General features: G+C 60.7%; 18 protein-coding genes. 13 read left to right on the forward strand and 5 right to left on the reverse strand.

Going from position 1 to position 18,131, the window contains the following annotated elements; translation table 11 throughout:
* Positions 1-11: 11 nt before the first annotated feature.
* Positions 12-374 (reverse strand): VanZ family protein, encoded by a 363-nt coding sequence (locus Q2T52_RS16440; protein ID WP_302077878.1) that lies wholly within the window; start codon positions 372-374, stop codon positions 12-14.
* 340 nt (positions 375-714) lie between these two features.
* Here Q2T52_RS16440 and Q2T52_RS16445 point away from each other — a divergent pair, with 340 nt between their 5' ends.
* The 7 genes from Q2T52_RS16445 to Q2T52_RS16475 all read left to right on the forward strand — a co-directional run bounded on the left by Q2T52_RS16445 (position 715) and on the right by Q2T52_RS16475 (position 8,231).
* Complete coding sequence (locus tag Q2T52_RS16445) at positions 715-1,875, forward strand: septal ring lytic transglycosylase RlpA family protein (RefSeq protein ID WP_302077879.1); 1,161 nt, start codon at positions 715-717, stop codon at positions 1,873-1,875.
* Between the two features lie 111 nt (positions 1,876-1,986).
* Complete coding sequence (locus Q2T52_RS16450) at positions 1,987-3,162, forward strand: D-alanyl-D-alanine carboxypeptidase family protein (protein WP_302077880.1); 1,176 nt, start codon at positions 1,987-1,989, stop codon at positions 3,160-3,162.
* Positions 3,163-3,235: 73 nt separating this feature from the next.
* Positions 3,236-3,928 carry a dTMP kinase gene (tmk, locus tag Q2T52_RS16455; RefSeq protein ID WP_302078156.1) on the forward strand — a complete coding sequence of 231 codons (693 nt, stop codon included), beginning with the start codon at positions 3,236-3,238 and terminating at the stop codon, positions 3,926-3,928.
* Positions 3,925-4,953, forward strand: coding sequence for a DNA polymerase III subunit delta' (locus Q2T52_RS16460; RefSeq protein WP_302077881.1), 1,029 nt, complete (start codon positions 3,925-3,927; stop codon positions 4,951-4,953). Before tmk ends, Q2T52_RS16460 begins: the two co-directional genes overlap by 4 nt.
* Before the next feature lie 96 nt (positions 4,954-5,049).
* Positions 5,050-6,609: a methionine--tRNA ligase gene (gene metG / locus Q2T52_RS16465; protein ID WP_302077882.1), complete on the forward strand. Its 1,560-nt coding sequence runs from the start codon at positions 5,050-5,052 to the stop codon at positions 6,607-6,609.
* Between the two features lie 4 nt (positions 6,610-6,613).
* A complete protein-coding gene (locus Q2T52_RS16470) occupies positions 6,614-7,396 on the forward strand; it encodes a TatD family hydrolase (protein ID WP_302077883.1) in 783 nt (260 codons plus the stop codon).
* Positions 7,397-7,400: 4 nt separating this feature from the next.
* Positions 7,401-8,231 (forward strand): MBL fold metallo-hydrolase, encoded by an 831-nt coding sequence (locus Q2T52_RS16475; protein ID WP_302077884.1) that lies wholly within the window; start codon positions 7,401-7,403, stop codon positions 8,229-8,231.
* 139 nt (positions 8,232-8,370) lie between these two features.
* Here the strand turns inward: Q2T52_RS16475 and Q2T52_RS16480 are convergent, their stop codons facing one another.
* The 3 genes from Q2T52_RS16480 to Q2T52_RS16490 form a co-directional block, all read right to left on the reverse strand.
* Positions 8,371-8,535: a hypothetical protein gene (locus Q2T52_RS16480; RefSeq protein WP_302077885.1), complete on the reverse strand. Its 165-nt coding sequence runs from the start codon at positions 8,533-8,535 to the stop codon at positions 8,371-8,373.
* Between the two features lie 414 nt (positions 8,536-8,949).
* Positions 8,950-10,425 carry a sensor histidine kinase gene (locus Q2T52_RS16485; RefSeq protein WP_302077886.1) on the reverse strand — a complete coding sequence of 492 codons (1,476 nt, stop codon included), beginning with the start codon at positions 10,423-10,425 and terminating at the stop codon, positions 8,950-8,952.
* Positions 10,422-11,099, reverse strand: a complete 678-nt coding sequence (locus Q2T52_RS16490) for a response regulator transcription factor (RefSeq protein WP_302077887.1) — start codon at positions 11,097-11,099, stop codon at positions 10,422-10,424. The genes Q2T52_RS16485 and Q2T52_RS16490 overlap by 4 nt, the downstream gene beginning before the upstream one ends.
* Before the next feature lie 119 nt (positions 11,100-11,218).
* On the opposite strand from Q2T52_RS16490, the gene Q2T52_RS16495 reads away from it, so the two are divergent.
* From Q2T52_RS16495 to Q2T52_RS16515, 5 genes are all read left to right on the forward strand, one after another.
* Complete coding sequence (locus tag Q2T52_RS16495; protein ID WP_302078157.1) at positions 11,219-12,286, forward strand: ABC transporter substrate-binding protein; 1,068 nt, start codon at positions 11,219-11,221, stop codon at positions 12,284-12,286.
* A 198-nt stretch (positions 12,287-12,484) separates the two neighbouring features.
* On the forward strand, positions 12,485-13,429 hold the full coding sequence (locus Q2T52_RS16500) for a Bug family tripartite tricarboxylate transporter substrate binding protein (RefSeq protein ID WP_302077888.1): 945 nt from the start codon (positions 12,485-12,487) through the stop codon (positions 13,427-13,429).
* Positions 13,426-13,917 (forward strand): tripartite tricarboxylate transporter TctB family protein, encoded by a 492-nt coding sequence (locus Q2T52_RS16505; RefSeq protein WP_302077889.1) that lies wholly within the window; start codon positions 13,426-13,428, stop codon positions 13,915-13,917. Before Q2T52_RS16500 ends, Q2T52_RS16505 begins: the two co-directional genes overlap by 4 nt.
* Before the next feature lie 10 nt (positions 13,918-13,927).
* Positions 13,928-15,445, forward strand: a complete 1,518-nt coding sequence (locus tag Q2T52_RS16510) for a tripartite tricarboxylate transporter permease (protein ID WP_302077890.1) — start codon at positions 13,928-13,930, stop codon at positions 15,443-15,445.
* A 150-nt stretch (positions 15,446-15,595) separates the two neighbouring features.
* On the forward strand, positions 15,596-16,573 hold the full coding sequence (locus Q2T52_RS16515) for a lysylphosphatidylglycerol synthase transmembrane domain-containing protein (RefSeq protein WP_302077891.1): 978 nt from the start codon (positions 15,596-15,598) through the stop codon (positions 16,571-16,573).
* Here the strand turns inward: Q2T52_RS16515 and Q2T52_RS16520 are convergent.
* Positions 16,562-17,821, reverse strand: coding sequence for a DUF763 domain-containing protein (locus Q2T52_RS16520; protein WP_302077892.1), 1,260 nt, complete (start codon positions 17,819-17,821; stop codon positions 16,562-16,564). The two genes, Q2T52_RS16515 and Q2T52_RS16520, sit on opposite strands and share 12 nt — an antisense overlap.
* A gap of 117 nt (positions 17,822-17,938) precedes the next feature.
* Here Q2T52_RS16520 and Q2T52_RS16525 point away from each other — a divergent pair, with 117 nt between their 5' ends.
* Positions 17,939-18,085, forward strand: a complete 147-nt coding sequence (locus Q2T52_RS16525) for a hypothetical protein (RefSeq protein WP_302077893.1) — start codon at positions 17,939-17,941, stop codon at positions 18,083-18,085.
* Positions 18,086-18,131 lie beyond the last annotated feature (46 nt).

The raw sequence follows: 18,131 nt of genomic DNA on the forward strand, positions 1-18,131 counted from the left end.
GGCCGCTGACGTCACTCCGTTTCCGCGATCTTTTTCGATCGTTGCAGCCGTTGGAGGATAGCGACGGCGACCAGACCGATCACCGCGCCCGCAGCCTTCACCAGCGCATCGCGCAACTGCGGATGTCTGGTCGGCGACAGATATTGAAGCATCTCGATTGCGCCTGCACCTAGGATCAGCACGATTGCCAGCCACAAGAGGCGGCGGGGATAGACCAAACCGAAGAGGAAGGCGAGCAGGGCGAACGCCATGGCGCGATCCACGCTGACGGGCAGGGGATCCGGCGGACGCCAGCGAATGGGCGAGACGGTGACCACGATAATGGCGATCAGACAGAGCCAGGGAAGCAGCTTGAACAGAAGTGTTTTGAACATAAGGGTTGATAACGTCGCGAGCATCTTGCTGCAACGCAAGAGTGAGTGATACTTAAAACTTAATATTCGTTAACTTGTTTGGTTTATTTTTCGAAAAAATAAGAATTCATTAACTATAATTCGTAGAATTTTAATTATCCACGCTTTTTGGATCGCATTTTAGCCACGTTGAGGGCAAAACTGCCTGTGTGTGAGCCCGGCTATGGTTAATTGCGATCATGGTGGGGCGCGGGGTGTTTCGCACGAGGCAAAGCGTAAGCCCCAAGCGGCGTGGGACAGTGTGTTGAGTTCAAAGTCTGGTAAACTTGTTCGGGGAACCAAGTGGCTTGGTGTAACCCTGATGTGTGCAGGTATGGCATCCTGCGCCACGACCACCACTCGTCAGGCAGAAAATAAGCCGAAGCCCAGAAGCAAGGAATATTTCGCGGAGAGCGTTTACGGCGTGAAGGCAAGCCCGCGCGTCGTTGCCGATGGGCAGCCGGTTCCCCGTGGCGGCGGGCGCGAACTCGTCGGCGATCCCTACCAGGTCAAGGGCAAGACCTATGTGCCGAAGGAAGATCCGAACTACAATAAGTCCGGTCTCGCATCCTGGTATGGTTCTGCCTTCCACGGCCGTCTGACCGCCAATGGCGAAATCTACGACACCCAATATATTTCCGCAGCGCATCCGACCTTTCCGCTTCCCAGCTATGCGCGCGTGACGAACTTGGATACGGGTACCTCCCTGATCGTGCGCGTCAACGATCGCGGTCCCTACCATCCGGGTCGCATCATCGACGTTTCCAGCAAGGCCGCCGAACTCCTGGATTTCAAGAGCACAGGTACGGCACATGTGAATGTGCAGTATGTAGGACGTGCGCGCATGGACGGCCGCGACATGCCGTTCATGATGGCCTCCTACGTGCGCAAGGGCGAGCGCCTGCCGCGTATCGGTCCTGAGGGACAGATTGCAACGGGCGTGATGGTAGCCTCCAATCAGTCCTTCAAGGACCAGCTGCAGAATTTCGGCCGCTACAGCAGCAACAGCCCCGAACCCGCCCCCATCTTCAGCAGCAAGCAGCAGCCAGCCAAGCCGTCAGTACCGGCAGCAACCGGTTCGAGAACCACGCAGGTCGCATCGGTTGCTCCTCAGCTTCAAAAGGCTCCGGCACCGGTTGAACGCAAGACGGAGGTTCGTCCTGTGGCGGTTGCGTCTGCTGCTCCTGCACTTGCAGCGCCCGTTGCGCAGAAACATGTGCAGCCGGCACCGGCGCCCGTTCAGGTTGCTCGACTTGAGCCGGCCCGTCCTGCTCCTGTTGCTCAGCCGGCTCCTGTCGCGCAGCAGCAGGCGCGTTCCGCTGTCGCGCCTACCCAGGCGATCAAGCCCGTCCAGACGGCAAAGCGCGTTCAGCCGATGGCATCCGAAACGGCCTATGCCGCGGCGCCGAAGCCAAGCAAGCCTCAGGTCATGTTTGGCAACGTCATCCTGCGCGAAGACGGTGTACTCGAAACAGCGAAATAGTGTGCTGCAAAACACGGTGAGGCAAAAACTGTCTCACCTTGAAACAGCTCAGGTTGCCCTGACCGCTATTAGCGTTTAGGCAGGGAAGGCACGTGACAGATGGGATACTCCATGCGCCACCGCGCCTTTTCGACTGTTTTTGCCTTCTTTGCTTTTCTGGTTGCTGTCGGTGCCGCGCCCATTGCCGTCGCCGCTGACGAGCCGCGTCTGCCCGATCTGAAGGCCAAGCAGATCTATATGATCGAGGCAAAGTCCGGGACGGTGCTCCTGGCGGATAATGAGAACCAGTCCTTTCCGGCCGCGTCGCTCGCCAAGCTGATGACCATGGATCTGGTGTTTGAGGCCCTGCGCAAAGGGGAGGTCTCTCTTGATGCGACCTACCGCGTTTCCGAAAATGCCTGGCGCACCGGCGGTGCCCCTTCGGGCACCTCAACAATGTTTGCGGCACTGAAGTCGGAAGTGCGTCTTGAGGATCTGATCAAGGGCGTGGTGATCCAGAACGGCAATGATGCGTGCATCATCATTGCCGAGGGCATGGCCGGTTCAGAGGCCGAGTTCGCGGCCCGAATGACGGCACGTGCCAAGGATCTCGGTCTTGCCCGCAGCGTGTTCGGCAACTCCACCGGCCTGCCGCAGCAGGAGAGCCGTATGACTGCGCGTGATGCTGTGGAACTGGCGCGTCATATCCAGACGACCTATCCAGATTTCTACAAGCTCTACGCCCAACCGGACTTCACCTGGAACAAGATCTTCCAGCGCAACAAGAACCCTCTGATGGCCCTCAACATCGGCGTGGACGGTTTGGGCGCCGGTTACGCGGAAGGCTCAGGCTATGCGGTTGTCGCCTCTGTGGAGCGCAATGGCACCCGCCTGTTCATGGCAATGGCCGGTCTCGCGAGTGACAAGGAGCGCCTGGAGGAATCGCGCCGTGTTCTGGAATGGGGGCTTTCCTCGTTCGAAACGCGTGCGCTTTTCAAGGAAGGTGAAGTGGTCGGCCAGGTCGCGGTCTATGGTGGTGCCAGCAGTCATGTGAACCTTGTCGCCAAGGGGCCGATCGAGATCTATGTGCCGACACGAAATCCCGATCGGCTGAGTGGTCGCATTGTCTATCATTGGCCGCTGCGCGCGCCGGTCTCTGCCGGTCAGCAAGTTGGTGTTCTCAAAATTTCTGCCGGGGAGCGCCAGTTGCGGGAAGTACCGCTTTATGCTGAAGGTCCAGTTGGCGAGGGGACGTTGACTTCGAAGGCCACCGATGCGCTTCTCGAACTGATATTCTTCTGGCTTTAGAATTGCCGTTGCTTTCGCAACCTTCAGCAATGGGATAGAAAGCAGAAATGCTTTGAACATTATCGGCAACCGCGTGACGACATCATCAGGCCTGTTTGTAACTTTTGAAGGCGGGGAGGGCGCCGGCAAGTCCAGCCAGATTCGGCGACTGGCGGAAACGCTGCGCAAACAGGGCTACTCCGTGCTTGTCACCCGAGAGCCGGGCGGATCCGCCGGAGCGGAGGCGGTACGCCATGTTATTTTGTCTGGTGCTGCTGAAGCCTTCGGCACGCGCCTGGAGGCCATGCTGTTTGCCGCTGCCCGCAACGACCACGTGGAAGAGGTGATCCGGCCGGCGCTGGCGCGCGGCACTGTGGTGCTCTGTGACCGCTTCATCGATTCCTCGCGCGTCTATCAGGGCGTGACCGGCAATCTGGAGCCTGAATTCTTGAAGGCGCTGGAGCGTGTGGCCGTCAACGGCCTTTACCCTCATCTGACGCTGATCATGGACATCCCGGCGGCCATCGGTCTGGAGAGAGCTCGAAAGCGTGCCGAGGCGACTGGCGACAATGCGCCGCCCGATCGTTTCGAGAAGGAGGAGATCGAGACTCACGAAAAGCGCCGCCAGGCCTTTCTTGATATTGCAGCCGCAGAGCCGGAACGTTGCCAGGTGGTCGATGCGACGCGAAGCGAGAAGATCGTGGCAGCCGACATCCTCTCGCTCGTACAGGCGCATTTGCCGACGCTGCTTGACGTACCCGTCGCCAAGGCTGAAAACGCATCATGACGGAACAACATCCAGGGGTGCTGGACGGCGCGATCCCGCCCCAGACCAACACGCATCTTTTCGGGCATGAAGCGGCGGAGGCCTTTCTGGCGCGCTCCTACAAGTCCGGAAAGAGCCACCACGCGATCCTCATCGAAGGTCCTGAGGGGATCGGCAAGGCGACGCTCGCCTTTCGTTTCGCCAATCATGTCTTGAGTCATCCTGACCCGGCCAAAGCACCCGATCATCTAACGGCGCCCGATCCGCATTCGGCTGTCAGCCGCCAGATCGCTTCTGGTGCCTCGCACAATCTTCTGCATCTGAGCCGCCCGGTGGATGAAAAGACCGGCAAGATGAAGAGCGCCATTACCGTGGACGAGGTGAGGAGGGCAGGGCACTTCTTTTCGCAGACATCGGGTACGGGCAATTGGCGTATCGTCATCATCGATCCGGCCGATGACCTGAACCGCAATGCGGCCAATGCCATCCTGAAGATCCTGGAGGAACCGCCGCGTCGCGCGCTGTTTCTCGTGCTCAGCCATGCCCCAGGCAAGCTGCTGCCGACCATCCGCTCCCGCTGCCTGCCGCTGAAGCTTGCTCCGCTTTCGGACGCCGATCTGCGGCAATCGCTCGCCGCCTTGGGCTCTCCGTTGGATGGTGGGCGGACGGAAGAAGAGGTTCTGCGCCTGGCCAATGGCAGTGTTTCACAGGCGCTCAAATTGCTGAATTACGGCGGCACGGAAATCATTGCGGCGTTCGAGGAAATCCTGTCGGCCAGCGGACCTGCTGCACGGCGTGCCATGCATCGCTTGGCCGACGTGCTTTCGGGGAAAGACAATGACGTCATCTTCGGCTTTTTCCTGGAACATCTGGGTGACGTGCTGGCTGAGCGGGCGAGGGCGCTTGCGTTGCAAGGCGACCTTTTCGGCGCCGACAAGACGGCCCGTCTTGCCAGCGAGATCAACGAGAAGATTACGGTGTCGCAGGCCTATAATCTCGATCGCAAGCAGACAATCCTGAACCTGCTGGAGGATGTTTCGGCCTGATCCTTCTCTCGGGTGCAATCAGGGTGTTTCGCAACGGCGAAACATGGGTTAAGACGCGGGACCCTATCTTGATCGAGAAAGCTGACGCTGGCCGCAATGTCTTCGAAAACCCCGTATTACATCACCACCGCCATCTCCTATCCCAATGGCAAGCCGCATATCGGCCATGCCTACGAACTGATCGCGACGGATGCCATGGCTCGCTTCCAGCGGCTGGATGGCAAGGATGTTTTCTTCCTGACGGGCACGGATGAGCACGGCCAGAAGATGCAGCAGACGGCCCGCAATGAAGGCATCACGCCGGAAGCGCTCGCCGAGCGGAACTCGAATGAATTCCGCGCCATGGGCAAGTTGCTCAATGCGTCCAATGACGATTTCATACGCACCACCGAGCCACGCCACCATGAGGCAAGCCAGGAAATCTGGAGGCGCATGGAGGCCAATGGCGATATCTACAAGGACAGCTATGCCGGCTGGTACTCGGTGCGCGACGAAGCCTATTACGCCGAAGACGAAACGGAAGTGCGCGCCGATGGCGTTCGCTACGGGCCGCAGGGCACGCCGGTGGAATGGGTGGAAGAGGAAAGCTACTTCTTCAAGCTCTCCGCCTATGAAGACAAGCTCTTGAAGCTTTACGAGGACCAGCCGGATTTCATCGGCCCCAACGAACGCCGCAACGAGGTGATCTCCTTCGTCAAATCCGGGCTCAAGGATCTGTCGGTTTCGCGCACCACCTTCGACTGGGGCATCAAGGTTCCGGGCGACGAGAAGCATGTGATGTATGTCTGGGTCGACGCGCTGACGAACTACGTTACAGCGACCGGTTACCTGACCGATCAGAACGGTCCACGTGCGAAATACTGGCCGGCGGATGCGCATATCATCGGCAAGGACATCATCCGCTTCCACGCGGTATACTGGCCTGCCTTCCTGATGTCAGCCGGCATTCCGCTGCCGAAGCGGGTCTACGCCCACGGCTTCCTGCTCAACAAGGGCGAGAAGATGTCGAAGTCGCTCGGCAACGTCGTCGACCCCGTCAATCTGGTCAGCCATTTCGGCCTGGATCAGGTGCGCTTCTTCTTCCTGCGCGAAGTGTCCTTCGGCCAGGACGGCAGCTATTCGGAGGAGGGGATCGGCACGCGCATCAATGCGGACCTCGCCAACGGTATCGGCAACCTCGCCAGCCGCTCGCTGTCGATGATCGCCAAGAACCTCGAGGGCAAGATGCCGGAACCCGGCCCGCTGACGGATGCCGACAAGGCCATTCTCGCCACCGCTGACGAGGCGATTGCTATCTGCCGTGAGGAAATGGGTCGCCAGCAGATCCACAAGGCGGTCGGCGCGATCATGAACATCGTCAACGAGTCGGATCGTTACTTCGCGGCGCAGGAGCCCTGGGTGCTGCGCAAGACGGATGTGGCGCGCATGGCGACCGTACTCTACGTGACTGCCGAAGTGGTGCGCCAGATCGCCATCCTGTTCCAGCCGATCATGCCGGACAGTGCAGCAAAGCTGCTGGATCTCGTCGCCGTGCCGGAGGAAAAGCGTAGCTTTGTCTATCTCGGTGAGGCGGGTCGCCTGGCGCCCGGTACTGAGCTTCCAGCCCCCGCTCCTGTCTTCCCGCGCTATATCGCACCGGAAGCAGACAAGGCCTGAGCTGATGCTGATCGATACCCATTGCCACCTGGACTTCGCCGATTTCGAAGAAGAGCGCGACGATCTGGTGAAGCGCGCCCATGATGCCGGCGTCAAACAGATGGTCACGATCTCCACCCGTGTGGCAAAGCTGGATGGGCTGCTGGCGCTGACCGAGCGTTACCCAAGCGTTTTCTGCTCGGTCGGTACGCATCCGAACAATGCCGGCGAAGAGCTTGATATCACGGCAGAAGATCTCATTCGGCTGGCGAATGGCCATGACAAGATCGTGGCGATCGGCGAGGCGGGTCTGGACTATTTCTATGACACGCAGACGCCTGCCGACCAGAAGACGGGTTTGCGCCGTCACATCGAAGCGGCACGCGAGACGCGGCTGCCGCTCGTCATCCACAGCCGCAGCGCCGACCAGGACATGGCTGAAATCCTGACCGAGGAAACAGGGAAGGGCACCTTCCCCTTCATCCTGCACTGCTTCTCGTCCGGCGCCGAACTGGCACGCGTCGGCGTGGAGCTTGGAGGCTACATCTCGTTTTCCGGCATCCTGACGTTTCCGAAGTCCGAGGAACTGCGTGCGATCGCCAAGACCGTGCCCCATGATCGCCTGCTGGTGGAAACCGATGCGCCGTATCTGGCGCCGAAGCGCTGGCGTGGAAAACGCAACGAGCCATCCTATGTTGTGAATACCGCCGAGGTTCTGGCCGACACGCTCGGCCTTTCCTATGCGGAAATTGCAAGCATCACCACGGAGAATGCCTTCCGGATCTTCTCCAAGATGACGAGGGTTTGAATCCGTGACCATGTACCGGCGTCGCTTCACTATTCTCGGCTGTTCATCCTCGCCGGGAGTGCCGCGATTGAACGGTGACTGGGGCAATTGCGATCCTGAAAACCCGAAGAACCGGCGGCTGCGCGCAGCCTTCCTGGTACAGCAGATCGCGCCGGATGGCGGCGTCACGAGCATCGTCATCGACACGGGGCCGGATTTTCGCGAGCAGATGATTGCCGCCAATGTGCAGCATCTCGATGCCGTTCTCTACACGCATGCCCATGCGGACCATCTGCACGGCATTGATGACATCAGGCTCTACAGCCTGACGCAGCGAACGCGCATTCCGATCTATGCCGAGCCCGTCACCATGGAGCGCATTCGTCAAGGCTTCGGCTACTGCCTGGAAACACCGCCTGGCGGCAATTACCCGCCGATCGTCAAGGGTCATGTCATCGAGGATCTCGATGAACCGCTGCTCATTTCCGGCGCCGGCGGGCCGATCAGGGTCCTCCCATATGCCCAAGTGCACGGCGATATCCGCTCGCTCGGCTTCCGGATCGGTGACGTGGCTTATTCCAGCGATGTCAGCGATTTCCCGCCGGAAAGCCTGCCGAAGCTTTCAGGCCTCGACGTCCTGATTATCGACGCGCTTCAATACACACGCCATCCCAGCCATCTGTCCCTCGAGCAGGCATTGGAGTGGATCGAGCGTCTCGGCTCACGCCGCGCGATCCTCACGCACATGCACGTGCCGCTGGACTATGAGACTGTACAGGCTGAAACACCTGACCATGTCGAACCGGCTTATGACGGCCTCGCGTTCGAGGTGGAGATCTCAAAAGATCAATTGTAACGTCCGGCATAACTTCAGCTCGCGACATCAAGCCATCGTTAGTATGTCATAAGATATTTGTTCCATAATCTAAATTATGCGATCTTTGCCTGTAGCGGAGTACATTCTATTTCCAAGTGCGACATGCCACTTCCCCACCTCACTGGCCGAGGCCGGCACTGTTTCCCGTGATGGTGAAATAGAACCATGCCAACACGAAGGCTGCAATGATCGCAGCGACGATCGCGGCTTTGCGCAGCCATGGCGGTGTCTGGCGTGGCGGTTTGACGGGCTTAGGGCGTTCGAATTTGATGACGTTGCTCATGACGTTGTTATCGCAGATTCGGATTGACTTTGTGTAGACGGAAACGTTTGAAGTCTGCCGATTGCTGACGAAGCGGCGTGCGATTCTCCGGTCGATCACTTTCCGGAAACTGGGCATGGCCGCCGGATTTATGTCCCTTTTTGAGAGCATCTGCCTTGTCGGTTGAGAGCGATGCACCATAACGGAACATATTGACTGCAACTCCGTTCGCATCGAGCCATATCCGTTATTGCCTCGGGTCCAGCGGCGAAAGCCCGGCGCAAGCGACGGGACTTATTGTGGCAACACAGCCGGAATGAGACACGGCGTAGACGAGGGACAATGACATGAACGACATGAGCGATCTCGAAGCCCGTACCGATTTGCAGGATGTTACCGTGGCCCTGTTTCTGCAGGAAAACGATCCTGATCAGCTTACCGATATTCTGGTCGAAGCCCTGGATGAGGCGCTTCGGCTTCTTCAGGAGGAAGTTGGTCAGGAGACCCTCCACTAATCTGACGTTCGGGAGATTGCGCGGGAGGAAAGGCTACCCTTGCGCGCAAGCCCCTGCCCTTGGTTCCGCGCGACAGATCAAGCCGCCCACCATGCAGGCTGGCAATTTCTTCGACAATCGGAAGCCCCAAGCCCGTACCGCCATCATCCATGCGCGCACCTCGGTCGAAGCGTCTGCGAACGCTTTCGCGCCGCTCGTCGGGAATCCCGGGACCATCGTCCTCGACCTGCAGAAACGGGCCGTCGTCCGTTTGCCCAACTGTTAACGTGACTTCTGCTCCGGAGCCTGAATAGAGGATCGCATTGGAGAGCAGGTTGCGCGCCATCTCCTCGATCAGAAGAGGCTGTCCGCGTATGACTGCCTCAGCCTCGGCGGCGAAGCCCAGGTCGATGCCGGCTTCGGCTGCGCGCGGTACGCTTTCGGCAGTAATATCCCGACACAGTTCCTGAAGATTGACATCGACCGTCATTGCATCGCTGCTGCGAATTTCGGCGTCGAGACGCGCCATGACCAGCAGCTGCGCAAGAATGCGCTCGACCTTCGCGACAGATTCGTCGGCGCGGGCAATGGCCGCCGTCGCTATGGCCGGTTCGTCAGCCCTTGCCGCAAGAGCCAGCTGCGTGCGGATCACCGCAAGCGGCGTGCGCAATTGGTGGCTGGCATTGCCGGTGAAATGCCGCAGTGCCTCCAGAGCCGATTGCAGGCGCACCATGAACGAGTTGACCGTTTCGACCAGCCCTTCCACTTCGCTCGGTACATCTTCGCGGATCGGCTCAAGATCGTCCGGGCTGCGCCGTGCAATGGCACCCCTCAGCCGATAGAGGGGCCTCAGCGACAGCGTGACGGAAATCCAGACGATGACGGCCGCCCCGATCATCATCAGCAGCAGACGGGCAGCCGAATGGAGGAGAATGGATTGCGCCAGCTGACGGCGGGCAATGGTGGTCTCTGCCACCGTCACCGTGAAGGGCACGGAATCGATGCCGGTCGAGGCGGAGCGGGCGAGCGTCGCCACGCGGATCGGGTCGCCGCGAAAGCGCATGTCGTCGAAGGCAGTGGATTGCCCCTCCTCCCGAGCCAGTGCCGGCAGCGTCTCATAACCGGTGATGAAGCCTTTCGGACCGTCCACCCGATAGAAGACGCGGTCCTGCGCTGCCGAGGTCAGCATTTCTAGCGCCACATAGGGAATGTCGACTTCCAGCCCGCCACTCTCACTGACGACGACGCGCTCTGCGATGGCGAGCGCAGACCCTGCGAGCACACGATCGGAGACCTCGTTCGCCGTCTGCTGGGCCTCCTCCCAGGTATCGGCCAGCGCGATCATGCCAAGCGCTGCCGTTCCCGCCAGCAGCCAGGCGAGCAGTCTTCGGCGCAGCGACCGGATGACCAGCCTCATGCCGCCTCTGCCAGCGTGTCGAGATAGTAGCCTATGCCCCTCGCCGTCTTGACCGTAAGCCCGAAGATCTGCAGCCGGCGGCGGAGCCGGCTGACATATTGTTCGACGGCGTTGGAGGAAAGATCGTCATCGAATCCGGTCAGCGAATTGATGATGGCATCCTTGGAAACCACCTTGCCGGCCTTCAGGAACAGCACCTCCAGAAGCGCCAGTTCGCGGGCGGGAATGTCGAGCGGCTTGCCCAAGACGCTGAAGCTGCGTGAGGTCAGATCAAAGGTCAGGCCGCCGTAATCTACCCTCGAAGTTCGCAAGCCTGCCTGACGCCGCAGCAGCACCCGAATGCGTGCCTCCAGTTCGGACACATCGAAAGGTTTTGTCAGATAATCATCAGCGCCGAGATCCAGGCCCTTCACCCGCTCTTCCGGCGTTCCACGCGCTGTGAGGATGATGACGGCGGCCTGCGACTGATGGGCGCGCAGCGAGCGCAGCACCTCGAGCCCATCCATCTCCGGCAGGTTGAGGTCGAGGATGATGAGATCGAAGCTTTCCGCAAGCGCCACGGCTTCCGCGGAGGCGCCGTCGCCCACGACATCCACTGCGTAGCCGCTTCCCCGCAGAATGGCCGATAGCCCTTCGGCAAGCGGTACATTGTCTTCGACCAGCAAGATGCGCAACGTTATCCCCCTCTTGTGCCATGAAGATAAAGAGGAATTTGCCTGATGTCACGCGGCCCGCGCGTGTTGCTGGCGGCTTGCGCTTGTCCGGGGAAGTGCCTTGCGTCATCATCGCTCTCATGAGGATTGCCGCCACCCTTCTGTTTCTCGCCAGCGCCCTGCCCTGCATCGCGGATGAGGCCGTGTTTTTTCCGGCAGTGTCCGGAAGGCAGGATGCCTCGGTTCTGCAGGTCTATTCTTCGCTGGACGAGCCACTTGCAGCGCCGATGATCAAAGCCTTCCAGGCGGCCAATCCGGAGGTCGCAGTACGCTATGAGGACATGCTGACCGGCGAGATCTATGATCGCATTGTACGCGAAACCGATAGCGGCCAGAAGACAGCTGACTTCGCATTTTCCTCCGCCATGGATCTCCAGGTGAAGCTTGCCAATGACGGCTATGCGCAGCCGAGCCGTCTTGCCTTGAGCGCCCGCTGGCCGGGCTGGGCCAACTGGCGCGACACGGCTTACGCGCTGACCTTCGAGCCTGCCGTCTTCGTCTACCACAAGCCGAGCTTTCAGGCAGAAACACCGCCATCGACGCGGGCGGAATTCGTGCAGTATCTGCAAGCGAAGGGCGAGAGCATTTTCGGACGGATCGGCACTTATGACATCGAACGCTCCGGCGTCGGCTTCCTGTTCATGTCGCGCGATCAGGAACAGTTCGATGATATCTGGACCGTTGTCCGGGCCATGGGGGTGGCAGGGGTCAAACTCTACTCAACCAGCCAGGCAATCCTAGAGCGCGTCGCCGATGGCCGCTTCGTCATGGGCTATAATATCCTCGGCTCCTACGCGGCTGCCTGGGCGTCCACGCATCCCACCATCGGCATTACACTGCCAAGGGATTATACGGTTGTCATGTCGCGTATCGGCCTTGTGCCGCAGGCCGCCGCCTCGCCGGAGCTTGGACGCCGCTACCTCGAATTCTTCATGTCCCGCGAGGGCCAGACGATCCTTGCCCGGCAGCTCCAGATACCAGCGGTCAACCCTGACGTAGCCGAGGGCAATACGGCGACCACCATGCGCGAAATGCTGGGCGGGCAGTTGAAGCCCGTTCCGGTCAGCCCCGGCCTGATGGTCTATCTGGATCAGGTCAAGCGCTCTCGGCTGATCGCTCACTGGAACCGCGTCCTTCGGCTTCAGTAATGGCCAATGAAAACCTTCGCAGTGCAGCGACAGGTGGATGACAGCAAATTGTGGTCAATTTGCCGCATTCGGGCTCGTGGAGGCGAGTCCGGCTGACGCGGGAGGGGATTTCGTGCCGGGGCAATATCCAGCCGCCGCGCCCTCATCCTCCCCGTCCCTGTCCATGCACCAGCGTCCGGGACGCTTACGGAGGATACATTGAAGCACGTCTTTATCGCCTCGCTGATCGCAGGCTCCATCGCCCTGCCCGCTTTTGCCGCCGATTATACCATAATGGCACCGGCAGCGCCGGGCGGCGGCTGGGACCAGACCGCCCGCACCCTGCAGACCGCCCTGCAGCAGGAGGGCATTTCCAAGAATGTTCAGGTCGTCAATGTGCCGGGTGCCGGTGGCACCATCGGCCTCGCGCAGTTTGCCAGCCAGCAGAAGGGCAAGGCCAACGCCTTGATCGTCGGCGGCTATGTCATGGTCGGTGCGATCCTCACCAACAAGGCACCGGTGACGCTGAAGGAAGTCACACCCATCGCGCGCCTGACGGGCGAGTATGAAGCGATCGTCGTCCCGGCCTCGTCCAATATCAAGTCTGTCGCAGACCTCGTTGACGCGCTCAAGAAGAACCCGGGCGCGGTTTCCTGGGGCGGCGGTTCGGCCGGTGGTGTGGACCATATCGCGGCTGGCCTGATTGCCAAGGCAGCGGGTGTCGATCCGACCAAGATCAACTACATCGCCTTCTCCGGTGGCGGCGAGGCTTTGGCTGCCATTCTCGGCTCTCAGGTGACCGTCGGCATTTCCAGCTATGGCGAATTCGAATCGCAGGTGAAGTCCGGCACGCTGCGCCTGCTCGCCGTGTCCAGCGATCAGCGCATTGCCGGCATTGATGCGCCGACACTGAAGGAAGCCGGTCTCAACGTCGTGGTCCAGAACTGGCGCATGGTTGCGGCACCTCCCGGCCTGACGGCGGAACAGAAGGCTGCTGTGACGGCGGATGTCGAGAAGCTTGCCAAGTCCAAGACCTGGCAGGAAGCCCTGAAGACCAAGGGCTGGCAGGATACCTATCTCGCAGGGCCGGCCTTTGAGGAGCAGCTTGCCAAGGATGTCGCCGCCACCGAAACCGTCCTCAAGGACATCGGACTCGTCAAATGAGCCTCGATCACCCCAACAAGGTTGAACAGCGCCGCCCCGATTGGGCGGCGCTTGTCATCGCCGCCGTCCTTGTAGCAATCGCCGCCGTCATTTATCTCGATGCGTCTCGCCTCAGGGAAGTCACCGGCTATTCGCCCGTTGGCCCGGCGACCGTGCCCGGCGCTGTCGCGGTCGTTCTGCTGGGGCTTGCCATCTGGACCGTGATTGCCGCCTTCCGTGGCGATTTCCCGGAACGGGAGCGGCAGGAGGTCGGCCCCGTCGTCTGGATCGTTGGAGGGCTTGCAGCGCAAATGCTGCTCCTGAACACGGCAGGCTTTTCCATCGCGACCGGCGTGCTGTTTGCCGCCACGGCGGCGGGTTTTGGTCGCCGGAAACTGTGGATCTCGCTGCCGCTCGGCATCGTCCTCTGTCTGGTCGTCTGGCTGATTTTCGCGGGCCTTCTGCAACTGTCCCTGCCGGCAGGGCCGCTCGAACAATTGTTCCTTTGAAGGCATTGCCATGAGCACATTCGATTTTCTGCTGCAGGGCCTGCTTGTCGCGGCCCAGCCCATGAACCTTCTCTACGCGCTGATTGGCGTGACGCTGGGAACGGCGGTCGGTGTTCTCCCCGGCATTGGCCCGGCACTGACTGTCGCGCTGCTGCTGCCGGTGACCTATCGCCTGGACCCCGCGGGTTCGCTTATCATGTTTGCCGGCATCTACTACGGCGGCATGTATGGCGGCTCGACCACGTCCATCCTCCTCAATACGCCCGGAGAAAGTTCCTCCATCGTCACGGCGCTGGAAGGCAACAAGATGGCCCGCAACGGACGCGGCGGACCGGCGCTGGCAACAGCCGCCATCGGCTCCTTCGTGGCGGGTCTCATTGCCACGATCGGACTGGCCTTCATCGCACCCGCCATCGTCAAGCTCGCTCTGGTCTTCGGTCCGCGTGAATATTTCGCGCTGATGGTGCTGGCCTTCGTCACCGTATCCTCTGCCTTCGGTGACTCGACACTGCGTGGCCTCACCTCGCTTTTCATCGGCCTTGCGCTGGCGCTGATCGGCATCGATCAGCTGACCGGCCAGACGCGGCTGGCCTTCGAAGTGCCGGACCTGCTCGACGGCATCGAGGTGACGACGCTGGCGGTTGCTATGTTCGCGATTGGCGAAACGCTCTTCATCGCCGCACAGGGCAATACGGGGCCGGACAAGGTCGAGGCCGTCAAGGGCTCGCTGTGGATGACGGCGGCAGACTGGGCGCGCTCCTGGAAGCCCTGGCTGCGCGGAACGATCATCGGCTTTCCGATCGGCGCCATGCCGGCGGGCGGCGCAGAGATCGGCACCTTCCTGTCCTATGCGACAGAGAAGCGGCTGACCAAACATCCGGAAGAATTCGGCAATGGCGCGATCGAAGGGGTGGCCGGACCGGAAGCCGCCAACAACGCGTCTGCGGCCGGCACGCTGGTGCCGCTCTTGACGCTCGGGCTTCCCACCACGGCGACGGCTGCGATCATGCTGGCGGGCTTCCAGCAATACGGACTACAGCCGGGACCGCTGCTGTTCGCCACCAATCCGCAGCTCGTCTGGGGTCTGATTGCGAGCCTGCTGATTGCCAATTTCATGCTGCTCGTGCTCAACCTGCCGCTCATTGGCCTTTGGGTGCGTCTGCTGACCATTCCGAAGCCGTGGCTTTACGCGGGCATCCTGCTGTTTGCGACACTCGGAACCATCGGGGCAAACCCATCGGTGTTCGAACTCGGCATGCTGCTGGCCTTCGGCGTGATGGGCTACATGATGCGCGTCTTCGGCTACCCGATCGCACCAGTCGTCGTGGGGCTTATTCTTGGGCCACTGGCGGAACAGCAATTGCGGAGGGCGCTGGCCATCAGCCAGGGCGATTTCACGGTGCTGGTCACCTCGCCGATTGCCGCTGTACTTCTGGCGATCGCCGCGCTGGCGTTGATCGTACCGCTGATTCTCAGGGCACGCGGTCGTGGCGAGGTTCTGGGGCAGCTTGCCGCCAGCGAGGATTGATCCGGCGGCTCTCTGAACTACCCATTGAAGTTGCGGAACATTTTTGCCGTGGGCGTGTTGATGCGGGTTAACTCGGATCAGCACGCCCATGGTCTTTTCCAATTCAAGCCTTGCCGCCACCGTCTTTTGCAGCCTTTGCGGAGGTGACCGATGAGCGGGCGCAAGCGCATCTTCACCTATGTCACCATGGTCATCGGTTTCGGCCTGGCAGCCTTCCTGCTTTACAAGGGCCTCAGCCCGTTCACCTACCGGCAGATCGTTGATTCCGTTTACGCGATACCCAGCGCCAATTTCGCGCTGGCGCTGCTCTATTGCGCCCTCTCCTACCTCTGCCTGACGGCCTTCGACTGGACAGGCGTGCGCTATGTGAAAAACGACCTGCCCTACCCCAAGATCGCCTTGGCCTCTTTTGTCAGCCTCGGCATTGGCCAGACGGTCGGTCTTGCAGGTTTGAGCAGCGGCGCGATCCGCTATCGCTATTACGCCCATTGGGGCATGTCGACTGAAGATGTCGCCAAGATCGTGCTGATGTCGGGCGTGACGGTTGGCCTCGGCCTTGCCGTGCTTGGCGGCATCGTTATGGTCCTGAACCCGTCCGATACCGCCAAAATCCTCCGCATAAGCCAGTCGGCGGTCTTCCTGATCGGCGCGGCATGCTTGGCGACAGCCATCGCCTACATCGTCCTGTCGGCAGTGCTCCGCACGCCACTAAAAATCCGTTCCTGGTCGTTCCAGATGCCGCCTGTCTCTCTCGCCATTGCCCAGGTTGTGGTGGGAACGGTGAATTTCGCGCTGGTGTCCGCCTGCCTGATGGAGCTGATGCAGGCGACGGAGAACGTCAGCTATCTCAAGGCCGCGACGGCCTTCGTTCTCGCCAATGTGGCGATCCTGATCACCCATGCGCCGGGTGGGCTTGGCGTGCTGGAGGTGACCGTCCGGCATGTGATGGGCGAGCAGGCATCCATCGGCGCGCTCGTCGCCTTCCGCGTCATCTATTTCTTCATTCCGCTGGCGATCGCCCTGCCCGTCTCCCTGATTTCCGAAGGCGTGTTCCGCGTCGCCAAGGCACGGAAGAAAGAAACGGAGACCGCACCCTTGAACGCCGCCGCACCCTCCTCAAGCGCGTAGATCATCCTTCTGAGACCGCTGAATATCAGCCTCCCAGCCAAAAACGCTGCGCCCGCCATAACCCGGCGAACGGGCGAATTCGCCAGCGACGATCTCCTTGAGGTCAGGCCCGGTGACATAGCGCTCCATCATGCGCGCCTGTGTGTCGAGACGCTGCAGCGCCTGCAATTCCTCCTCACGGCCCAGCCGGCCTTTGCAGACAGCGGATTTCATCACGCGGATCGTCTCGTCATAGACCTTGAGCGGCACAGGAAACGGATGGCGATCCTTGCCGCCATGGGCGAGCGAAAAGCGGGCCGGATCGGAAAAGCGGCACGGCGCGCCGTGAACGACCTCCGCGACCATCGCCAGCGCCTGAACCGTTCGCGCCCCGACGCCCGGAGTTAGCAACAGGTCCTGAAAATCCTTCGGCCCCTGCTCGGCGGCAGCCGCCAGCGCCCCATGAAGGCGGCGCATGTTGACGTCCTTCTGCCTGACATCGTGATGGTCAGGCATGATGAGATGCGGCAGGAGCGGTTGCTGCGCGGGGGCGTTGTTTGATCCATTCAAGGCGCTCACTTCGCGGACGATCCGGTCAGGCCCGAGATGCTCCAGAAGATCCAATTGCCCGTCGCGTGATTGCCTGGCACGGTGATCCGCCAGATTGATGATCGTCCCCTGCTCTCGCCCCTCAATCGCCGCATGCGGCGAATCGAGAAAACCCTTCAGGCCCTCAGACATCCAGTGATAGCGGCGCGCCTGTCGTCGCTCGTCGTTCATGCCCTGCTGCACCACGACCCATTTGCCATCATCGGTGACAATGAAGCCGTGCAGGTAGAGGTCGAAGCCGTCCTGCACAGCCGCACTATCCACCTTCGCAACAAGGCGGCTGGTGCGGGCAAGCGCCACGCCGTCAAACCCGACCCTGTCACCAATGGAGATCAACTCTTGCGGCGTCTGCCGGGAATGCTTGCCCCGCCCGCCGCAGACATGAATGCCAAGCTCTCGGGAAAGCGGCGTCAGTCCCCGCTTCAGAGCGCCGATCACACTGGTGGTAATGCCGGAGGAATGCCAGTCCATGCCCATGACGGCGCCGAAGGACTGGAACCAGAAGGGGTGCGCCAGACGATGCAGCAGCTCGTCGCGACCATAATGGTGAACCACCGCCTCGACGATGACGGAGCCCAGTCTGGTCATGCGGTCTCCCAGCCAGCGCGGTACGCGCCCGCCGTGAAGGGGAAGATCTGCACTGCCTGATCTCTGGCTCATGTTCGCCTTTCGTTCGTCTTCTGCTCCTAACATGAACAACGGATTGTTGGCGAGAGGCACGGAGCTTTTTGCTCCCCTTTCGGGTCAGACACATCGAAAAGAATGGGAGGAGTTTGGATGACGACCGACTGCCGTTATCATGGCGCTGCCCCTGCTCCGGTCCAGACGGCCCACAACAAGAACCACAAGCCTGGCGATTGCCCGATCTTCATTGAGTTCTCCGAGGGCATGGAGTGGAACCGGGCCTTGGGCGAGCTGATTTGACAGCAACCGGCGCGGTCACGAGGACCTCATCAAGGCACCCTGTGCA

The sequence above is a fragment of the Rhizobium oryzicola genome, from assembly GCF_030504645.1.
Classification (GTDB): Bacteria; Pseudomonadota; Alphaproteobacteria; order Rhizobiales; family Rhizobiaceae; genus Neorhizobium; species Neorhizobium oryzicola.